The following is an 18,851-nucleotide window of genomic DNA, read 5'->3' as shown; positions in this document are numbered from 1 at the left end:
TGATACGTAACAAGGGTTACAGAAGATATTTTTCGAAATTTACAGCTGTTATTCTATTCAAATTCAGCACAGTTGCCTGAGGGAACATAAACCCCTGCAGCCTGTTGATAAACCAAAGTAGCACCAAGGTGTCCGGTATAAGTAAGGGTACCGGTGCCGGTAGCCAGCAAGAGGATCAGGATTATTCTGAATAATATATTATTAAAAATAGGATATTTAAGCTGCCTTAAAAGATCTACTCCCAGGCCAGCAGTAAAAAGCCAGGCAGTAGTCCAGGCCATATTTTCATGATCTTTTAAAACAGTAGGATCACAAATTTTTCTTGAAACTATACCATCTGCAAGGTCTCCGGTAAAAATAGCGATCCACACTGTAATAACCCCGGCAATAAGTAAAACAGTTCCTCCCCGCTCCCATAGGTCGCGGGAGTATCTTAACGCTATTACCTTAAACAAGAAAGCCACCACCAGCAAGGCGATGGGGAAATGGACAGACAGAGGATGAAAAACCTCTGTCCGCCAAAAATCGGGTATTTCTTCCATATTTATTCGAGGACCCTAACCGCCAATGGATTAAGTCTTTTCCCTTCTTTTTCTACCTCAACTTCCACTTTCATGCCCTCTTTCAAAGTAGAGAATTCAACGCTGTTCCCATCACGGGTAAGGCTTGTACTATCGCTAAAATAGAGTTCGAGGATTTGGTTCTCATCAGTTTCAACATAGATCTCTGTCTTTGAGGGTTCTACTTCCTGAATTGTTCCCTGGTAAGTTCCCGATTCCACTACATCTGTGCTTTCACCACAGGCAAAAAACAAGAAAATTGCAGAAAATAACAGAGAATTGACAAATTTGGTTTTCATAAGTTTTAATTTAGTTTACGGTTGTTTCGAACCTCTAATTTACCTAAAATGCTGTTCTTCCCAAAACCCTATGAAACTTATGTAACAAATGTGACACATATTTTTCAGATCAATTATTACTTTTGCTCCTCATGGGTTTTAAAAACTACATAGCGGCATTTTTGGTCCTTCTTTTCTTTGGAAAGATGGTCTCAATAGATGCAAAACTCTTAGGGATCATTTTAAATGCTTCTGAAGTTACCCTGGTAAATAAAATGTGTCCTAAACAGCAACTGGACAAGGATTCTCCAGATGAATTTGCACAGGCAGATTTAGAATCTCATTTTGAATTTGACTACCTATGCCAGGTGGCTTTTGACTTTAAGCCGGACGAGGAGGTCAATATTGTTACCCACGACAACTTCAAAAAACACAGTTACCGGGCGCCGGGGATTTTTTCTATTTCCCGGAACAAATTCTATCCGCCCCCCAGGGTTTAATTTCAATTCCTGAAAATTATTCCGGCTGAAAATCTGGCTCTCTGCAGATTATCACAGCCATTATACATTCATTTTATTAATTACTACAATGACCACTACAACCTTAGTGAGCCGTCGTTCGGTACAAATTTTCCGAATGATGTTAAGCGGGATATTTCTTGTAGCGAGTTCAAGCCATTTATTCAAAGTGGAAAAAACGCTGCAACGAATAGAGCAGGCCAGTTTTAAAGGTATAGCCTATTTTTTTGGAGAACCGCGTGTAATGGTGATCGCCTCCGGAATTGTGATGCTCCTGGCAGGAATAAGTTTATTAATTGGGTTCAGGACCCGATGGGCAGCAGTAGTTTTACTTGCCGTTCTTATTCCGATTACTCTGACCATTCAGGTAGGACAGATCACGACCCTTGGCCCTTTATTTAAAAACATCGCTATTATGGGCGGGCTTGTTTTCTTCATATTAAACGATTTCGATAAACCTCAAAATACAAATCATGAAAAAGATATTTTATAGCAGCATATTAATCATGTTCGCATTATTTACAGTTAATACTCAGGCGCAAACACAGCCTTCAGAAAACACGAATTACGTAGTTCTTACCAGAAAAGTCCCCCAGTTAAAACCTATTCTTTTGGCGGCACAGGAACTTGCTAAACAAGACGGACATCATTTTGGAGATTTCCAGGTAGTAGTTTGTGGTAAGGCTGTTCAAAACCTCACCAATGAAGAAATGATGAAGGATTTCATCTCGCAGGCCGGGCAGGCAAATGTTACCATAAATGCATGTGGTTTCTCCCTGAAAAAGTTTGGAGTGGATCGCGAAAAACTGCACCAGAGCTTAAATGTGGTAGAAAACGGTATTCTCTACAACTTTGAATTACAAAAGAAGGGTTATTTAAGTATTGAATTATAATATCAACAAAAAACGAATTTATCATGAATAAGAAACTGAAAAAGAATTTAATAGAATACGGAATTATAGGAGCAGTCCTGATTGGCCTTTTTGTCACCGGCCTGCACACAGAGGTGTTTGGATTTCTGCAACGTGGAATTTTAGCCACCGGAATTATGGACCCAAAAATTGAAGAAAAAGCTGATATAGCTGCGGTAACTCCGGCCAAAGGTGCAGTCCTGGACCTTAACCTGGTCAATTCCAAAGGTGAAAAAGTTAATATGGAGCAGTTTCGCGGAAAAGTTATTTTTCTAAACTTCTGGGCCACCTGGTGTCCTCCCTGTATCGCTGAGATGCCAGGAATTAATAAGCTTTACCAGGATGTGAAAGACGACAATGTCGAATTTATAATGCTCTCTGTAGATCAAAACTTTGAGAAAGCTAAAAAGTTTAAGGATAGAAAAGGTTACGGTTTTGAGATCTATAAAGCTGCAGGACCAATACCCCAAATGTATTCTACCCGCAGTATTCCCACTACCTATGTGATAGATGCCGATGGTAATCTTGCACTTACCCATCTTGGAATGGGGGATTTTGACACAAAAGATTTCAAACAGTTTCTAACCGAGCTTCAATAGAGAAATGGCTACCCTAACCCGGTAGCCTTTCCTTTAATCAAAAAGAATTCATGAAAACAAAATTTTTGAGCCTCCTGCTGGCATTATTCTCATTTCTTCCTCACGTAGCACAGGTGCAGGAAGCACCGGAATGGCAGGTAAAGGCAGATAATAATGATGCTGTACCGGGAGATGAGGTTATCATAACATTTACTGCCGATATACCTCAGGACTGGTACATGTACTCTAGTGATTTTGATCCCAACCTGGGGCCAATGCTTACAGAATTCAATTTTGATCCTTCCGAAAAATTTGAACTTTTGGGAGAGATCATACCGGTAGAGCCCAAAGAAAAATATGAAGAAATCTGGGAAGGAGATGTTACCTACTTTATCGAAAAAGCGATTTTTGAGCATAAGATCAAACTCATTGGGGAAAAACCGGTGATCTCGGGAAGTGTTACCTACCAGATCTGTTCAGATGTGACCGGACAATGTATTCCCTACGAATCGGAGTTCTCTATTGACCTTTCAGGGGAAAAAGCAGGTGCAGCAGCAAATACTGTAAATCCTTCTAACACTTCAAGTCAACCACCTCTTACAGAATTGGAGCCGTTTACCAACACCTTCGAGCCTGTGGAAGAAGAAAAAGGATGGATGGGATTAATGACCTTCTTCCTCATCTCATTTGGTGCAGGACTGGCAGCCTTGCTTACTCCCTGTGTTTTTCCCATGATCCCCATGACCGTTACATTCTTTACAAAATCCAGCGGTAGCCGCTCAAGGGGAATTTTGAATGCGGTTATCTATGGTGTTTCAATCATAGCTATATATACCCTCGTAGGAACGGTTTTCGCTTTAATATTTGGAGCTGGTTTTGCTAATTTTTTAAGCACACACTGGCTTCCCAATCTTTTGTTCTTTGCGATTTTTGTATTATTCGCTCTCTCCTTCTTTGGATTGTTTGAAATAAGATTGCCGAATAAACTGGTGAATAATATTGACACGCAGGCCAATAAAGGTGGTTTATCAGGTATATTTTTTATGGCTTTTACACTTGTACTTGTTGGCTTTAGCTGTACAGGTCCCATCGCAGGAACTATTTTACTGGAAGCCGCCAGTGGACAGGCAATTAAACCTTTAATAGGAATGTTAGGTTTTTCTACTGCCTTTGCAATTCCATTCACGCTCTTTGCGATCTTCCCGGGATGGCTTAGTTCCCTGCCTAAAAGTGGCGGCTGGCTCAATACTGTAAAGGTTGTTCTAGGGTTTCTGGAACTCGCGCTCGCGCTTAAATTTCTTAGTATGGTAGACCAGGTTTATCACTGGAACCTCCTTGACCGGGAAATTTATTTGGCCCTGTGGATCGTAATTTTCACTCTGCTCGGATTTTATCTTTTAGGAAAGATCATTTTTCCACATGAACAGAAATCTGAAAGCACTTCTATATCACGATTGCTCAGCGCAATCTTGGTGTTTAGTTTTGTGGTCTATCTTATCCCCGGACTCTTTGGTGCACCTTTAAAAGCACTCGCAGGTTACCTACCGCCAATGAGTACCCATGATTTTCAACTCCTGAATACAGATGTATCTTCGGAACAGGACGCACTTGCCGCAGAATGTGAACAGCCGAAGTACGACGATTTCCTCGAACTGCCCCATGGCATCAAAGGATATTTTGATTACGAACAGGCGCTTGCCTGCTCAAAAAAGCAAAATAAACCCATTTTTATAGACTTTACCGGCCACGGCTGTGTGAATTGTCGGGAAATGGAAGCCGCTGTATGGAGTGATCCTGCAGTCTTGAAAAGGTTAAAAGAAGATTACATAGTGGTCGCCATGTATGTGGATGAAAAAACAGAACTCCCCAGGGAAGAATGGTACACTTCTGTTTACGATAATAAAATAAAAAAGACCATTGGCAAACAGAACATGGATTTCATGATCCAGAAGCTTAATGCCAACGCGCAGCCTTACTACACCCTGGTTGGAGACAATGAAGAGTTACTTTCTCCTCCAAGAGCATATGATCTTGACGTACAGGAATTCGTAGAGTTTCTGGATGCCGGAAAAGCCAAATATGAAGAAAGCTTAGACAATTCGGAACCTCCATTTTTAGGGCAGGCAGGAAATTAAGATCACTTTTTAAAAATTAAATACCCGCAGTTGAGTCGATTTTACTGCGGGTTATAATTACTTCTTCTGGGCTACAAAGCGTATCACTGCTCCCAGGCCGTCATGCCCATTCCCTTCTTTTAAATCTACTTCGGTTTCATACAATTCCAGGAATTTGAGACTTCCAAAATCCTGTTTTATCTCCTCCATAGAAAATAATAAAGCTTCATCTTTTGGACCTCCAACTGCCGGATTTTTCTCCTGATAGATCTTATGCTTTTTGCTGAAGCCTTCAAAGAATATCAACCCGTCCCTTCGCAAATAAGAGATCAATAACTCGTGATAATTTTTTCTAACTTCTACAGGAAAATGAGCATAAACCAAACTTACGGCATCAAAATCCCCTTTTTCAAACCCCAGGTCTGGCAGTTCCCCCACCCGGTAATCCAACCCGACCTCATGTTTCTTAGCAAGTTTTTCAGCTTTCTTTTTGGCTTCTGCACTTATATCAAAAGCAGTTACTTTCCAGTCACATTTAGCTGCGAAAACGGCATTTCTGCCTTCTCCTTCAGCAGCAAATAATATTTCCCCGGGATCGAACTGAGTAAACCGCGAGTGAAAATATTCATTAGGCACCTCTCCATATATGTATTCTTCACTATTGTACCTATCGTTCCAAAATTCTTTCATCTCTTTTCTAATTTATTTTTTCTTCTGAAAACTGCAAAAAGTAAAATTTTGTGTTCCGCCTGAAGGTGTTTGATGATCTACATTCTTTCCGTTCAACATGCTGAATTCCTTCTCAAAGAATTGGCATATGTCATTCACAGAATATCTCTGTACTGCAAGTCCGCTGCACTTTTCGGGTCCTTTATCCGAAAAAGTTCCCATAATAACATAACCACCGGGTTTTACTGCCTTTTGTACCCTTTCCAAATAATCCTTTTTTTGATCATCACCGGTAAGAAAATGAAACGCAGCCCTATCGTGCCACAGGTCGTAATTCCTTTCCGGTTCAAACTTGGAAGCATCGACAATGATCCATTTTACTTCATCGGCTTTTTCGCACATCCGCTCTTTTGCCCGCTCTATAGCTTTTGAAGAGATATCTACTACTGTCACATCTGTATATCCTAAAGAAACCAGAAATTCGGCAAGGAAGCTATCTCCTCCCCCAATATCTATTATTGCTGCGTCTTTAGAAATTCCGCAGCTTCTTATAAGCTCAAGGGATATTTGTGGCATAGGCTCATACCAACTCACCTCGGTTGGTGCTTTTTCTGAATATACCTTATCCCAATGTTGCTGACTCTCGTTCATATTTTTCATCTTTATTATCAAATAGCCACCAGGCTTCCTGTTGGTAAACTGAAGTAAAATCTACAGGTTCTCCATTTCGTGGAGAAATGAAGTTGAGGTTTGCCTTTTTTGCCGCTGTTACAAACCTTTGTATCGGCTCATTCCATGGATGGTAAGAAAGCACAAATTTTCCCCAATGCACGGGAACCACTGTTTTTGCCTGCAGGTCTAGTGCTGCCTGTACGGTTTGCTCCGGGAACATATGTATTTGGGGCCAGTATTCGCCGTACTGTCCACATTCCAGCAACGCAAGATCAAAGGGGCCATGTTTTTCTCCTATTTTCTTAAAACTCCTGTCATATCCCGAATCTCCGCCAATAAAAATTTTTAAACCGAAGATCTCAAGCACAAAAGAAGACCACAAGGTTTGGGCCCGCTTAATACCGCGGCCTGAAAAATGCCTGGATGGGGTGGCACTAACCCGAACATCAGTCTGTATCTCCTTTGACTCCCACCAATCAAGCTCATCAATTTTGCCATTTTTGACACCCCAGTTTTCCAGGTGTTCTCCTACGCCCAAAGAGGTTACAATCCTCCCGATCTTTGGCTCCAATTTTTTTATACTAGGGTAATCTAAATGATCGTAATGATCATGAGTAATAATAAGCAGGTCTATTTTCGGCATATCTTCAGCATTAAAAGCATCTGCGCCCTCAAAAGCTTTTCCGAAGAAGCGAAAAGGGGAAGCATTGCCGCTAAAAACCGGATCTACCAGCACAGTATAGCCATTAATTTGAAGCAAGTAAGAAGAATGCCCAAACCACACGAGCTGTGGCTTTTCGGGATCGAGATTTTTAAGGTCGGTTTTTAAATGTGGCAACTCTCCTGCAGGTTTTACAGAAGAAGGTCGCAAAATCATCTTTTTGAGGATGGTGAACATTGAAGCATCATCCGGATTTACCGAAGTTACCTCAACATTCTTAAAACTGCCTTCCCGGTAGTGCCGGGAGTTTTTTATCCGCTGCAGGCGATGCCCCGTCGGAGTTTTTCCAAATCTCTTCATCATAGCTAATCAAATTCTTCCTTTAAATTTAGGAAAAAATCTCCCGGTATTCCTCCTGTACATGGCATATTCAGGAAAGACCTTTAAAAGCAGCTTTTCTTCATACCTGCTTTTTAAATAGAAGAAAATATACAACAGTAAACTGATTACCAACTTATAACCCGAGCCAAACCACACCGAAAGCCCTAAAGCCATAAAAATCACACCTGAATAAATGGGATGTCGCGCAAAGGCAAAGGCGCTACCTGTAACGAGTTTTGCAGATTTACGGGGGCTGGGAAAAGGAGATAGACTGGTTTTCATCTGAAAAAAAGCAACCAACACCAGTACAAAACCCACCACAGCACCAGCTAAGCCCAGGCCTTGAAGGTTTTCTGACAATTCAAAATTCCATGCTTCTACAGGTATGATCCATACGAGCAACAGCAAAATTTGAAGTGCGACAAGAATTTTATCTTTTTGTGGGACAGCCATACTTCTGAATAATATTTTAATTCGGTTTGCTCATCTTCCGGAAGGTAACAAGAGAAAAATTAAATTCCAGTATCTATTGTCCAACTTCATCTTCTCCTGTTCTAAAAATCTTGATCATCCCGAAAGATTTCATTAAATGGAAAAGTCCGGGGAGAATTACCCCTCCTCCAATCAACAACATCACACCGAGATTTTGGATCACGCTGTGAGGAGGCAGCCCCTCCAGTAAACTTAATTCCTTCCCCGCAGTAATAATGATATAGGGAAAATGGGCATAAAGGGCAGCGAATAACACGAAAACCACCTGTAAGCCTGCAAGATACCTGCTGGCGATCCTGTTCTGCCTTTTGATGGCTCTCCATAGCGGTATCAATAAGAGGGCCGACATACCAACGGCACCCAAAGAAACAGGATTATGAATGAAATCCTGAATAAACAGCACCTCCTGCACATAGCCGTAAATGATCAAAATAAAGCCCAGTAAAACCAGGGCAATAGTAAAATAAGCCGATTTGCGGCTGAAGATTTTTCTCACCTCTCCCTCAGTTTCTCCAATCAACAATGTGGAGGCAAGAAAAGCACAGAGGGCAGCATAAAAGAGCCCAACAAGCAAGGTGAATACATTGAACCAGGGTAGCATGTAAAGATCATAAAAGCTGTAACTGGAGAAATCTTCAGCAAGAATGATCTTTCCGCCTATTAAAGCTCCAAAAGACATTCCCAGAAAAACCGGTGTAATAAGGCTGGAAATTCTAAACATCCAGTTGTACCACACCTGAGATTCGTCTACAATGGCATCGTAATGACGGAATATAAACGCCACCCCTCTCATGGTAATACCCAGCAGCACCAGCACAAAAGGCACGTGCAAATAGATCACGATCACATTAAAGTAAGCAGGAAATGCAACCCATAAGATCACTAACAGGATAATGAGCCAGATGTGATTGGCTTCCCAAACGGGCCCCATGACCCTGTAAATGGTATCACGGGTGGTTCTTTTATTTCGTGGGGAAGAAAATAATTCTACTATCCCTGCGCCAAAATCTGCACCCCCAAGCAACACGTAAAGCAACAGGGAAAACAACAGGAAGAAAAGGACAACATACAGCATAATTAATCTTTTACAGCATTAAGAACTTTGATTTGTCTTCTCATTAACCAGGTAACGGTGAGGGCAAGAACAAGGTATACTACCACATACATGTAAAAACTGAATTCCATTCCTGGCATTGGGGTCACAGCTTCACTGGTTTTCATAAAGCCATAGATGACCCAGGGTTGCCGGCCCACTTCGGTCACCACCCAGCCTGCTTCTACCGCTATAAAACCTAAAGGTGCCAGGAAAACAAAAAGCAGCCAGTACCATTTCCGCTTTAAAAGCGATTTGTACTTCAGGCTAATAAAATAGAGCAATCCGGCTATCATAAGCAGGGTTCCAATTCCCACCATGACCTGGAAAGCGTAATGCACCACGGCCACCGGCGGGAGCTCGTCTTCCGGAAAATCCTTTAGCCCCACCACCTCGGCATCAAAATCGCCAAAAGCCAAAAACGAAAGCGCCCCCGGAATTTCTATTTTATGAGAGACTGTTTGCTGTTCTTCATCTACAATTCCTCCAATATAAAGCGGCACATTGGTATCAGTTTCGTAATGAGCTTCCATGGCAGCTAATTTCACCGGCTGCCGTTCTGCTATATCTTTTGCTGAAAGATCTCCGCTCAAAGGCTGTAGAAAAGCAGCTACAGCACCAAACACCACAGCAATCTTAAAAGCTTTTTTGTGAAGTTCTGGCCTTTTATTGCGGTAGACCTGAAAAGCATGTACTCCTGCCACGGCAAAACTGGTTGCTACAAAAGCCGCTAAGGTCATATGCAGGGCCTGGGTGAACCACGCCGGATTCAGTAACGCCTGCACCGGATCTATATTGATATATTCACCATTCACATAATCAAATCCTGTGGGCGCATTCATCCAGCCATTGGCCGATACCACCAAAATTCCTGATGCAACCCCCGATATCCCGATAATGATGCCCGTAAACCAATGGAATTTCTCAGGTAGTTTGTTCCACCCATAGAGATAGAAACCCAGGGCAATGGCTTCTACAAAAAAAGCTGCCCCTTCAAGCGAGAAAGGCATTCCTATAATAGGCCCGGCATGTTTCATAAATTCCGGCCACAGCATTCCAAGTTCAAAAGAAAGCGCCGTTCCTGAAACTGCTCCTGTAACAAAGAAAATAGCCACGCCTTTCTGCCAGGCTTTGGTCAGTTCTAAATATAACGGATTCCGGGTGTTGAGCCATTTCTTATGGGAGACGACCATAAAAAAAGGCATTACCATCCCTATACAGGCAAAGATGATATGAAACCCGAGGGTGAAGGCCATCTGCAAACGTGCAAAATCAAGATTTTCCATTAACCGTGAATTTATATTAAACAAAAGTTCCCGGAAAATGTCATTTTCGGGGATCCTTTAAAAAATTTCTTTCCAAAAAATATACAGCCCCATCACCAGCACAAACCAGCCAAATCCTTTCTTCAGCTTTTTTCCATCAATAAACTTATTGAGCCAAATCCCTACATAGATCCCTGCAATAGAAATCACAGTAAAAACAAGAAGAAAGCCCCAGTTGATTTCGAGATTTTGAATATCTCCAATAAACCCTATCAAAGATTTTACGGCAATGATCACCAGCGACGTGGCAACAGCCCTCTTCATAGGCAGTTTGGCCATAAGCACCAATGCAGGAATGATCAAAAATCCGCCACCGGCACCCACAATTCCTGTAAGCACTCCCACAATCGCTCCTTCCAGGGTGATGAACAAATAGTTATACTTCACCTGTTTTGGTTTGGCATCTTTTTCTGAAGGCTCCAAAATCATAGAAACCGAAGCTATCATCATAATAAGCGCAAAGAACAACATGATCCCAATATTCTTGGTGACAGTGAGGTCTCCAATCGTAATGATCGTTTGGGGTATGGCAGGTATGAGAAATTTTCTTGTAAGGTAAACAGCTATAAAAGCGGGAATGGAAAAAACTACAGCAGTTTTAAGATCTACTCTTTTCTTTTGAAAGTTCCTGATAGATCCAAACAAAGAAGTTGCGCCCACCACAAACAGCGAGTATGCCGTTGCCGTCACAGGATTTATAGAAAGCAGGTATACCAACACAGGTACAGTTAAAATTGAACCACCACCGCCAATAAGGCCCAGCACCACTCCAATTATTAAAGCTCCAAAATACCCGAGAATTTCTGTTATACCCATTATGAAAATTTTCAGCCCAAAATTAGCTTTTCATAGCTGCAGAGTCTGTAACAAAGGTCACACTTAAAGATCATGAACCATAATACTGTTGCGTTGCAGCCCAATTTTCCCATCCAGTTCAAGTTTTTTAAGAAGGCGTGAAACTACCACCCTCGAGGTGTGAAGGTCATAAGCAATCTCCTGGTGCGTCACCTGTATCTGTTCGGTTTTATTGATCTTGGCCTTGTCCTGCAGGTATTTCATAAGGCGCTCATCCATATGAAGAAACGCAATGGTATCAATGGTATCGAGCATCTCGGTCAACCGGCTGTGGTAACTTTCAAAGACAAAATTCCGCCAGCTCTTAAACCGGGAGGTCCATTCTTCCATTTTTTCTATGGGAATCATCACCAGGCTCGTGTCCTTTTCGGCAACGGCCCGTATTTCACTTTTTGTCTGCCCCAGGCAACACGAAAGGGTCATGGCACAGGTATCGCCACGTTCCAAAAAGTACAGTAAAAGTTCATCGCCATCTTTGTCTTCCCGCAAAATCTTAATTGCGCCTTCAAGCAATAACGGCATCTGCTTTACGTAATCTCCAATATCAATAATGATCCCGCCCGATTTTACTTCTTTAAGGCTCCCAAACTTCAGCATTTCCTGCAGCAGTTCTTCCTCAAATATAAAATGGTAGGCGTCTCTAAGTTCTTCTTCGAGCATAGCTGTGCGTTTGCTTTGGTAAATTTAGGGTATTTCACACATTTTTGCCCTACAAATCCCTTAGTTTCCGGAGGATGTTTTGTTTACAAAATTCTATCTAAGTATCGCCCCTATTACTTCGGAAGGAATTCTGAAATAAGTAAAATAAATATTTCAGATTTTTGGGAGGTACAAACCACCTAATTGCACGGCAACTGATCGTTATTTCTGAACCGTAGCTCTCCTGTTTTTCGGCTTTTTCCGAAGTTAAGATCCCCGAAAAACTGCAAACATCAGTTCTTTACCCTGTTTGAAGATTCCTTATCTTTAAGCCGAACTAAAAAGGTAAATTTTGAAAGGTTTTTCTTCTGTATCCCGACTTCTGTTTATCATGATCTCCTTCCTGCTGCTCTCCTGCCAGGAAAAGGAAAAAGTCACCGAAATGGATCTTCTGTTCTCTTCCCTGCATGCCGATCAGGCTAAATGGTGGCGATATCACAAAACCAATATAGATTTGTCTTCAGATTTTCTTCCGCTGGGGGAAGATGGTGACAGCATCTCAAAAAAGGCATTTTTTGAAGCCCTTTTGACAGGGGAATTTATCGCCATAGAAAAGAAATCAAATGCAGCGCGAGATCAATATCAGCTGTTTAAGCTCACAAAAGAATCTGATGGGGATATAAGCTACACCATCTCGGCCGACAGTTACCGCGAGTACAAACATTTTATGATGGAAGGCCAGCAATTTCCCGATTTTAAACTCACTGCTCTCGATGGGAAAACGTATTCAAAAGAGGCACTTTTAGGCAAAACCCTGGCGGTAAAGACCTGGTTTCTTAACTGCAAACCCTGTATAGAAGAAATGCCGCAGCTCAACCAACTGGTCGAAGAATACCGAGAAAATGAAGATGTGGTTTTTCTAAGTCTTTCCTTAGATACCAAAGCCGAATTGCAAAAATTCCTTGCTGAAAGGGAATTCAAATACGCTGTTGTACCTCAACAAAAGGCATTTATTGAAGATACTTTGGGGTTTTCAATTTATCCTACCCACATTATTGTTGAGCCTTCAGGAAAGATTAAAAAAGTGGTGAACACTGCTCCCGAAATGATCGCAGCCCTAAAATCTATGAATAAAGGATAAGGGCTAATTGTTTGTGATTAGAACCGGGGACAAAAAACACCCTCCAAAAATGACATTTTTGGAGGGTAATATACTTACCTGCTTTCCAGGCCGGCTTTGATTTCGAGCACTGCTGCTTCCCATCTATCCAGGCCTTTTTCAAAAGCTTCTTTCTTTTTAATAAGCTCCTGTTGAGCAAGTTTTCTGTAATGAGAAACTCCTTCGAGCAAATTATTACAGAAGCCCGTCCAGCCCTTAATATCTCTGGGCACAGGATTAAAAGTGTTCTTGATTTCCTCTTTTAGATACTCCACGTAAAGCTGAAGTTCTTTTACAAACATATGTGGCCGTTGAGGATCTACAGGCAGCTCCTGCCTACCATAAATGTGATCGCTCATCTCCTGCAAGCTTGCTTGTTTACTGTAATTTACAATGTTTGGCCCGGGGCAAATAGTCACGGCATCAAGCTTTTCTACAATAGGAACCTTATAATTAATTCCGGCAGAACTACTTAGGCCAATGCAAAGACATTCTTTGCTAAGCAAATCGTCTACCTGCAATTGGTATTCTTCTTCAGGCAAACCTGCTTTTTCCAGCTGTTCCAGCTTTAGCTTCTGGTATTTTCTCGAAGCCGTACATATAGGTTCTTTGGTAAATTCGGTATTTGAAACCAGGTACTTTTCGGTACAGGGGCTTCCGGGTTTCCTGCGGTCAATTCTTTGCTGTCTCTCTACATTGGCACTGGTATTCTTCAGGTAATTGAAGCGCACTCCCAGCGGTGAGGCTTTGCTAAGTACCACATCATTTTCCTTACTTTTCCGCAGCAGTTCAAGGGTATTCGCATCTACAGTTGTAGCTTCGGGGCACAGCAAAAAGGGTGTTCCCCAGCCGGTGCCGTTAACCCCGTAATATCCGTAAAGCAATTGTTGCTCGGCTGCAGTTCCAATTCCGCCCTGTACCGTAATATTAACAGGGTGTGGCTTGTCAAAACCTGCTTCTCCCCTGGCCTGTATTGCCGGATTGTAAAGGCTGAAAAGTGCCTGTTCCAGTTCTTCTTTTTTACTTCGGAATTCTTCCAGAATTGGTCCCAGTAAATATCCCTGGGTGGCAAAAGCATGTCCGCCACAATTCAATCCCGATTCAATCCTGAATTCGCTCACCCAAATGCCCTTTTTGGCAAGGTACTTTCCCTGGATAAGTGCCGAACGGTAATCGCTCACCTTGATGATCACTTTCTTTTTGAACCTGCCCCATGCCGAAGCATCAAATTCCCTGAAGTTTTCGAGGTAGTTGAACAATCTCGGATTCATCCCGGCAGAAAAAATCACGGCTGAATTTTCGAGTTCACTTTCGGCATAAGCTTTTAGTGCTCCCAAAGCGTCAGAACCATCGGGAAGGATCTCTCCGTTTTTTCCGGTGTTGTTCTTATCTACTTTGGTCATGATGTTCACTTCAATCCCACCGGGACTAATATGCTTCCGAAGAAAACTTTCCAGCTCTGCTTTGGCTTCGCCATGAGATTGTAAAAACTGCTCGTATTTTTCTTTGAGGCCACTTTCTTCGGGCAGCATCTCAAAATACTTCACAATTTCTGATCCCTTTTCAAAAGCCGAGGCTTTGAGTTTTTCGAATTTAGATTGCACATTTCGGTTGACCAGGTTAAGATAGTCGGTGATGCGTCGCACGCGGTAATTTTCCTCGTGCTTTTCAATGGGCACATAGATCTCATTGTTTTCCTGGTAATAATGCTTTCTCATCATCTCAATGAGATTGTCTTCAATGATAGACAATGCAGAGGTAATACCATAGTGGGCAACCTTTATAGGCGTGTCTATGGTAAAAGCCAGGCCCATTACCGGAATATGGAACCGGTGGGGCGTTAAATTATATGTCATTTATTAAGGGTTTTAGAGGCAAAACCCCAAAGATGCAGAATCCATCACAGCCAAAACATGATTGTAATCATGTTTCACCTGTTAGCCCTTAATCAACAGACGAGTTGAATATAGTGTATTGAATATTTACGATTGAATAGTGAATATCTGTTATTGAATATTTTGTATTGGTATTGTATATTGTAGGCAATGGATGCAAGAATGTAAAAATATCTATATTTGACCCGTGTTAAACCGAATAGAAAATATTAATTCCAATTTAATTGAGTGGGCTATAACCAGAGCAGGTTTTAAGCTCGAGGATTTTTTTTCTAAAATCCAAAGGTTGAAGAATGGATAAAAGGAAATAAATATCCTACAATTAAACAGCTCGAAGATTTTACTCAAAAAGTTCACGTACCATTTGGTTATTTATTCTTAAATGAACCTCCTCAAGAAGAATTAAATATTCCATTTTTTAGAACAGGTAAAGGAGATGCCAATCAAGTCTCTTTGAATGTGTATCACACAGTTCAAATGCTACAAGAAAGACAATCTTGGCTAACAGAGTATCTAACTGAAAGTGGCTATGAGGATTTAAGGTTTGTAGAATCTTTCAATGAAAATGATAATTACCTCGAAATCGTAAATTCCATAAGAGAAACCTTACAATTAAATAAAGATTGGGCAAAGGAATTTAAAACCTAGGAAGAAACCTTAGATCACCTTACTAGAAAGATTGAAGATATAGGAATAATTGTCACATTTAATGGCGTTGTTGGTAATAATACAAAACGAAAAATTGAAGTTGAAGAATGTAGAGGGTTTGTTCTAGTTAACAAAAAAGCACCATTTTTGTTTATCAATTCCGCAGATGCCAAAGCGGCTCAAATGTTCACTCTTATTCATGAGATAGCCCATATATGGTTGGGAGAAAGTGCCGGATTTGACAATAATGATATGTTACCAGCCGATGACCCAATTGAAAAATTATGTGATAAGGTCGCTGCTGAGTTTTTAGTACCAGAAATGCACTTTAGAGAATTATGGAAAATTACTACAAATTTCAAGACACTGAGTAGAAATTTAAAAGTGAGTCCAATTGTAGTTGCACGAAGAGCTCTAGATTTAAAATTAATTAATAAACCAGAATTCTTTGAATTTTATAATTCTTACATCATAAGTTTCCAGTTAAAAAAAGAAAATAAAGCTTCCGGAGGCAACTTTTATGCGACTGCTAAAAAAAGAGTTAGTCTAAGGTTTGCTAACTATGTGAATAATGCTGTAAAAGAAAACAATCTTTTGTATCGAGACGCCTATCGTCTTACCAACCTTAGAGGAAATACTTACGATAAATTTGTGAACGAATATCTATATCAAGTATGAGAGATATTTATTAGACACGAATTTCTTTATTCAAGCTCATCGTTCATACTATCCATTAGACGTAGTTGAAAGTTTTTGGATTAGAACAAAAGAGTTGGCAAGGAATGGAGACATAATAAGCATAGATAAAGTAAAAAAGGAAATCTATGACAAATCATCTCACGAAGATGAACTGAAACTATGGTGTATTGATAATTTAGAAGATCAATTTTTTCACCCCACAGATGAAGCTCTTCCTCAATATATCCAAATAGTCCAATGGGTTAATTCAATGAGAAATCAATATCATGATAGTGCTATTGAAGAATTTTTACAAACAGATTTAGCTGATCCTTGGTTAGTAGCGTACGCGATAAAATTGAACTTGGTAATTGTAACATATGAAAAAAGTTCTCCGGGAGCTAAGAAAAGAGTAAAAATTCCTGAAGTATGCAACCACTTTGGAGTAAGATTTGTTGACACTATTGAAATGATGAGAGAACTCAATTCAAAATTTTAGTAGGATATATATCTTTTTTGAAAACTCCTTTCCAATATTTATTTCCGTAACAATAGCCGGTCAATAAAAAACTCTTTCCTACACGTCTCTTCTTTTATCCGAATCATTGTTAAATGTCAATAGTTTATTGATCATTGATATTTAGTAAAGCACTCTAAACCTGATGGTTCCATCAATTCCCCGCATCTCATCAACCACTTCTTCATTGTAGGCTTTATTGATATCGGTAATCACGTATCCTATAGATTCGTTGGTTTTAAGGTACTGCCCTACAATATTACAGTCGTGCTGCGACAAGACGTTGTTGATATGTGCAATAATGCCAGGCCTGTTGTGGTGAATATGAATTAAACGATGGGCATTTTCAAGAATAGGCAACTGTAAATTAGGGAAATTAACGCTGTTGGTAGTACTTCCAGTATTGATGTACTCAATGATCTTATTGGGAACAAAATTCCCGATATTCACCTGGGCTTCTTCGGTACTTCCCCCAATATGAGGCGTTAAAATGACATTTTTGACACCCCGTAATTCCGATTCAAATTGCTCTGCATTGGTCTTGGGTTCCTTCGGAAAAACATCTACTCCAGCGCCACTTATTTTGCCGCTTTCCAGGTGTTTTTTCAAAGCTTCCAAATCAACTACATGCCCCCTGCTAAGATTGAGAAACACTGATCCTTCTTTCATAAGCTCAAGTTCTTTTTCTCCAATAAGGTTATGGTTTTCTTTGCGGCCATCAACGTGCAGGGTAACAACATCAGCTATTTGAAGTAATTCTTCAAGGCTGCTGCACTTGGTAGCATTTCCCAAAGCCAGTTTCTCCATTAAATCGTAATAATAGACATCAAAACCTATAGCTTCGGCAACTACCGATAGCTGTGCGCCTATGTTTCCGTAGCCAACAATCCCCAGCTTTTTTCCGCGGACTTCCCTGCTCCCGTTAGCCGATTTGTTCCAGTTACCGGCATGCATCTCCGCCAGCCTGTCGGGCAGGCCTCTCATCAAAAATATGATTTCGCCTATGGCAAGCTCAACTACAGAGCGCGTATTGCTAAATGGTGCATTGAAAACTGCAATCCCTTTTTTGAGGCAGGCTTCAAGATCTATCTGGTTGGTACCAATACAAAACGCACCTACAGAAATAAGCCTGTTGGCATTTTTCAGCACCTTTTCGGTCACATGGGTTTTTGATCGTATCCCTAACACCGACACATCTTTGATCTTTTCGGCGAGTTCCTCTTCATCTAGTGCACCTGCAATTGTAGTTACGTTGTAGCCCTCATTTTTCATGATCTTTACAGCGTCCTCGTGTACATTTTCGAGCAGCAGCACTTTAATTCGATTTTTAGGATAAGAGATAGCTTTATTCATTTTGTGCAGGTATAGAAATTCGTCAAGACTTGGTGTAATATGATCGGCTTTTTCCAAAACATTGCCGCGTTCAACATTTTCAGTAAAAGCATAAAATTTATTGGCAAGACCGGCGGCTTTGATCTCGTAATCTGTATAGCCATCACCAATTACGTAAACATCGCCCTGCAGGTCTAACCGCTTCAGCATTTCTACCTTTCCGTTATTGGATGAGAGGACATTATCGGTATCAAAATTGGTAAGTTTTCCTTCAGAATCAGGTCGAAAAGTATTAGCGAAAACATTCTCTTCCCTTACCCCAAACTCTTTCACTATAGGCACAATAAACTCTTTAAAACCATTTGAAATGATATAAATATTCTCGTGGTTTTCTTCAAAGAACTCCCTGTTTCTAATAAAACTCGTAGAAACCTTGCTTTTTAAGCGGTCAACAAGCTTTGGCAAATGTTGTTCTTCGGCATTGAGCAGGGCCAGCCGCTGTTCCAGGGATTCCCTAAAGGAGAGATCACCGGCCATCCCGCTGTTGGTAAGATCTACAAGCCGTTGAAGCCGCTCCTCTTTTTCCTGGTGGTTCTCCAGCGAAATTTCGCCTAATATATCAAGAGCTTCCACCTGAGTGAACGTACTGTCAAAATCAATTACAAAATGCCTGTTATTCTTCATGCCGAAATTAATTCAAATCTCCCCAAAACTAAGCTTTTTCAGGCACACACGGAAGATTTAGCGCTAAAGTTGAAGACATTTATCACTTCCTAAATTGCAGCTCAAAAAATTAAATTTTTATAGATGAATTCGGGTTTTAACTGAATTTTTTCAAAAAAACTTTCCTGGTTTAGCTCCTAAGATTTGTAACAA

20 protein-coding genes are annotated in these 18,851 nt (G+C 40.8%); 8 read left to right on the top strand and 12 right to left on the bottom strand.

All coding sequences use genetic code 11. The features are described from left to right. Positions 1 to 53: 53 nt before the first annotated feature. The gene (locus OQ279_RS13785) at positions 54 to 542 is read right to left on the bottom strand and encodes a DUF2231 domain-containing protein (protein ID WP_266070567.1); all 489 of its coding nucleotides are present in this window, start codon (positions 540 to 542) and stop codon (positions 54 to 56) included. A 2-nt stretch (positions 543 to 544) separates the two neighbouring features. Further along, positions 545 to 859, bottom strand: a complete 315-nt coding sequence (locus tag OQ279_RS13780) for a hypothetical protein (protein ID WP_266070564.1) — start codon at positions 857 to 859, stop codon at positions 545 to 547. A gap of 131 nt (positions 860 to 990) precedes the next feature. Here OQ279_RS13780 and OQ279_RS13775 point away from each other — a divergent pair, with 131 nt between their 5' ends. The 5 genes from OQ279_RS13775 to OQ279_RS13755 all read left to right on the top strand — a co-directional run bounded on the left by OQ279_RS13775 (position 991) and on the right by OQ279_RS13755 (position 4,980). After that, positions 991 to 1,338, top strand: a complete 348-nt coding sequence (locus OQ279_RS13775; RefSeq protein WP_266070562.1) for a hypothetical protein — start codon at positions 991 to 993, stop codon at positions 1,336 to 1,338. Positions 1,339 to 1,426: 88 nt separating this feature from the next. Further along, the gene (locus OQ279_RS13770) at positions 1,427 to 1,849 is read left to right on the top strand and encodes a DoxX family protein (RefSeq protein ID WP_266070560.1); all 423 of its coding nucleotides are present in this window, start codon (positions 1,427 to 1,429) and stop codon (positions 1,847 to 1,849) included. Beyond that, positions 1,830 to 2,249: a sulfur reduction protein DsrE gene (locus OQ279_RS13765; protein WP_266070558.1), complete on the top strand. Its 420-nt coding sequence runs from the start codon at positions 1,830 to 1,832 to the stop codon at positions 2,247 to 2,249. Before OQ279_RS13770 ends, OQ279_RS13765 begins: the two co-directional genes overlap by 20 nt. Before the next feature lie 23 nt (positions 2,250 to 2,272). Next, positions 2,273 to 2,866 (top strand): TlpA family protein disulfide reductase, encoded by a 594-nt coding sequence (locus OQ279_RS13760; RefSeq protein ID WP_266070556.1) that lies wholly within the window; start codon positions 2,273 to 2,275, stop codon positions 2,864 to 2,866. Positions 2,867 to 2,916: 50 nt separating this feature from the next. Beyond that, entirely contained in the window at positions 2,917 to 4,980 is a 2,064-nt protein-coding gene (locus OQ279_RS13755; RefSeq protein ID WP_266070555.1) for a protein-disulfide reductase DsbD family protein, read from the top strand. Between the two features lie 57 nt (positions 4,981 to 5,037). On the opposite strand, the gene OQ279_RS13750 is transcribed toward OQ279_RS13755, so the two are convergent. From OQ279_RS13750 to OQ279_RS13715, 8 genes are all read right to left on the bottom strand, one after another. Beyond that, positions 5,038 to 5,649, bottom strand: coding sequence for a class I SAM-dependent methyltransferase (locus OQ279_RS13750; RefSeq protein WP_266070553.1), 612 nt, complete (start codon positions 5,647 to 5,649; stop codon positions 5,038 to 5,040). 12 nt (positions 5,650 to 5,661) lie between these two features. Then, complete coding sequence (locus OQ279_RS13745; protein ID WP_266070551.1) at positions 5,662 to 6,279, bottom strand: class I SAM-dependent methyltransferase; 618 nt, start codon at positions 6,277 to 6,279, stop codon at positions 5,662 to 5,664. Next, positions 6,251 to 7,324 carry an MBL fold metallo-hydrolase gene (locus OQ279_RS13740; RefSeq protein ID WP_266070549.1) on the bottom strand — a complete coding sequence of 358 codons (1,074 nt, stop codon included), beginning with the start codon at positions 7,322 to 7,324 and terminating at the stop codon, positions 6,251 to 6,253. Before OQ279_RS13740 ends, OQ279_RS13745 begins: the two co-directional genes overlap by 29 nt. 6 nt (positions 7,325 to 7,330) lie before the next feature. Continuing rightward, on the bottom strand, positions 7,331 to 7,795 hold the full coding sequence (locus OQ279_RS13735) for a methyltransferase family protein (protein ID WP_266070547.1): 465 nt from the start codon (positions 7,793 to 7,795) through the stop codon (positions 7,331 to 7,333). Between the two features lie 73 nt (positions 7,796 to 7,868). Further along, complete coding sequence (locus OQ279_RS13730; RefSeq protein ID WP_266070545.1) at positions 7,869 to 8,909, bottom strand: cytochrome d ubiquinol oxidase subunit II; 1,041 nt, start codon at positions 8,907 to 8,909, stop codon at positions 7,869 to 7,871. Positions 8,910 to 8,911: 2 nt separating this feature from the next. Beyond that, positions 8,912 to 10,213 carry a cytochrome ubiquinol oxidase subunit I gene (locus OQ279_RS13725; RefSeq protein WP_266070543.1) on the bottom strand — a complete coding sequence of 434 codons (1,302 nt, stop codon included), beginning with the start codon at positions 10,211 to 10,213 and terminating at the stop codon, positions 8,912 to 8,914. 57 nt (positions 10,214 to 10,270) lie between these two features. Further along, positions 10,271 to 11,068, bottom strand: coding sequence for a sulfite exporter TauE/SafE family protein (locus OQ279_RS13720; protein ID WP_266070541.1), 798 nt, complete (start codon positions 11,066 to 11,068; stop codon positions 10,271 to 10,273). Positions 11,069 to 11,131: 63 nt separating this feature from the next. After that, positions 11,132 to 11,767 carry a Crp/Fnr family transcriptional regulator gene (locus OQ279_RS13715; protein ID WP_266070538.1) on the bottom strand — a complete coding sequence of 212 codons (636 nt, stop codon included), beginning with the start codon at positions 11,765 to 11,767 and terminating at the stop codon, positions 11,132 to 11,134. 331 nt (positions 11,768 to 12,098) lie between these two features. Here OQ279_RS13715 and OQ279_RS13710 point away from each other — a divergent pair, with 331 nt between their 5' ends. Next, on the top strand, positions 12,099 to 12,887 hold the full coding sequence (locus OQ279_RS13710) for a TlpA family protein disulfide reductase (RefSeq protein ID WP_266070537.1): 789 nt from the start codon (positions 12,099 to 12,101) through the stop codon (positions 12,885 to 12,887). A gap of 74 nt (positions 12,888 to 12,961) precedes the next feature. On the opposite strand, the gene OQ279_RS13705 is transcribed toward OQ279_RS13710, so the two are convergent. Continuing rightward, positions 12,962 to 14,761 carry a hypothetical protein gene (locus OQ279_RS13705; RefSeq protein ID WP_266070536.1) on the bottom strand — a complete coding sequence of 600 codons (1,800 nt, stop codon included), beginning with the start codon at positions 14,759 to 14,761 and terminating at the stop codon, positions 12,962 to 12,964. A gap of 717 nt (positions 14,762 to 15,478) precedes the next feature. On the opposite strand from OQ279_RS13705, the gene OQ279_RS13700 reads away from it, so the two are divergent. After that, on the top strand, positions 15,479 to 16,126 hold the full coding sequence (locus tag OQ279_RS13700) for an ImmA/IrrE family metallo-endopeptidase (RefSeq protein WP_503167760.1): 648 nt from the start codon (positions 15,479 to 15,481) through the stop codon (positions 16,124 to 16,126). Beyond that, positions 16,110 to 16,625 (top strand): DUF4411 family protein, encoded by a 516-nt coding sequence (locus OQ279_RS13695; RefSeq protein ID WP_370866532.1) that lies wholly within the window; start codon positions 16,110 to 16,112, stop codon positions 16,623 to 16,625. Before OQ279_RS13700 ends, OQ279_RS13695 begins: the two co-directional genes overlap by 17 nt. A 141-nt stretch (positions 16,626 to 16,766) precedes the next feature. Here the strand turns inward: OQ279_RS13695 and serA are convergent, their stop codons facing one another. Continuing rightward, on the bottom strand, positions 16,767 to 18,659 hold the full coding sequence (gene serA, locus OQ279_RS13690) for a phosphoglycerate dehydrogenase (RefSeq protein ID WP_266070534.1): 1,893 nt from the start codon (positions 18,657 to 18,659) through the stop codon (positions 16,767 to 16,769). Positions 18,660 to 18,851: the final 192 nt, after the last annotated feature.

Source organism: Salinimicrobium profundisediminis (assembly GCF_026241755.1).
Classification (GTDB): domain Bacteria; phylum Bacteroidota; class Bacteroidia; order Flavobacteriales; family Flavobacteriaceae; genus Salinimicrobium; species Salinimicrobium profundisediminis.
Note: the sequence above shows the minus strand (reverse complement) of the source record. Positions and strands in the feature narration are given on the sequence as shown.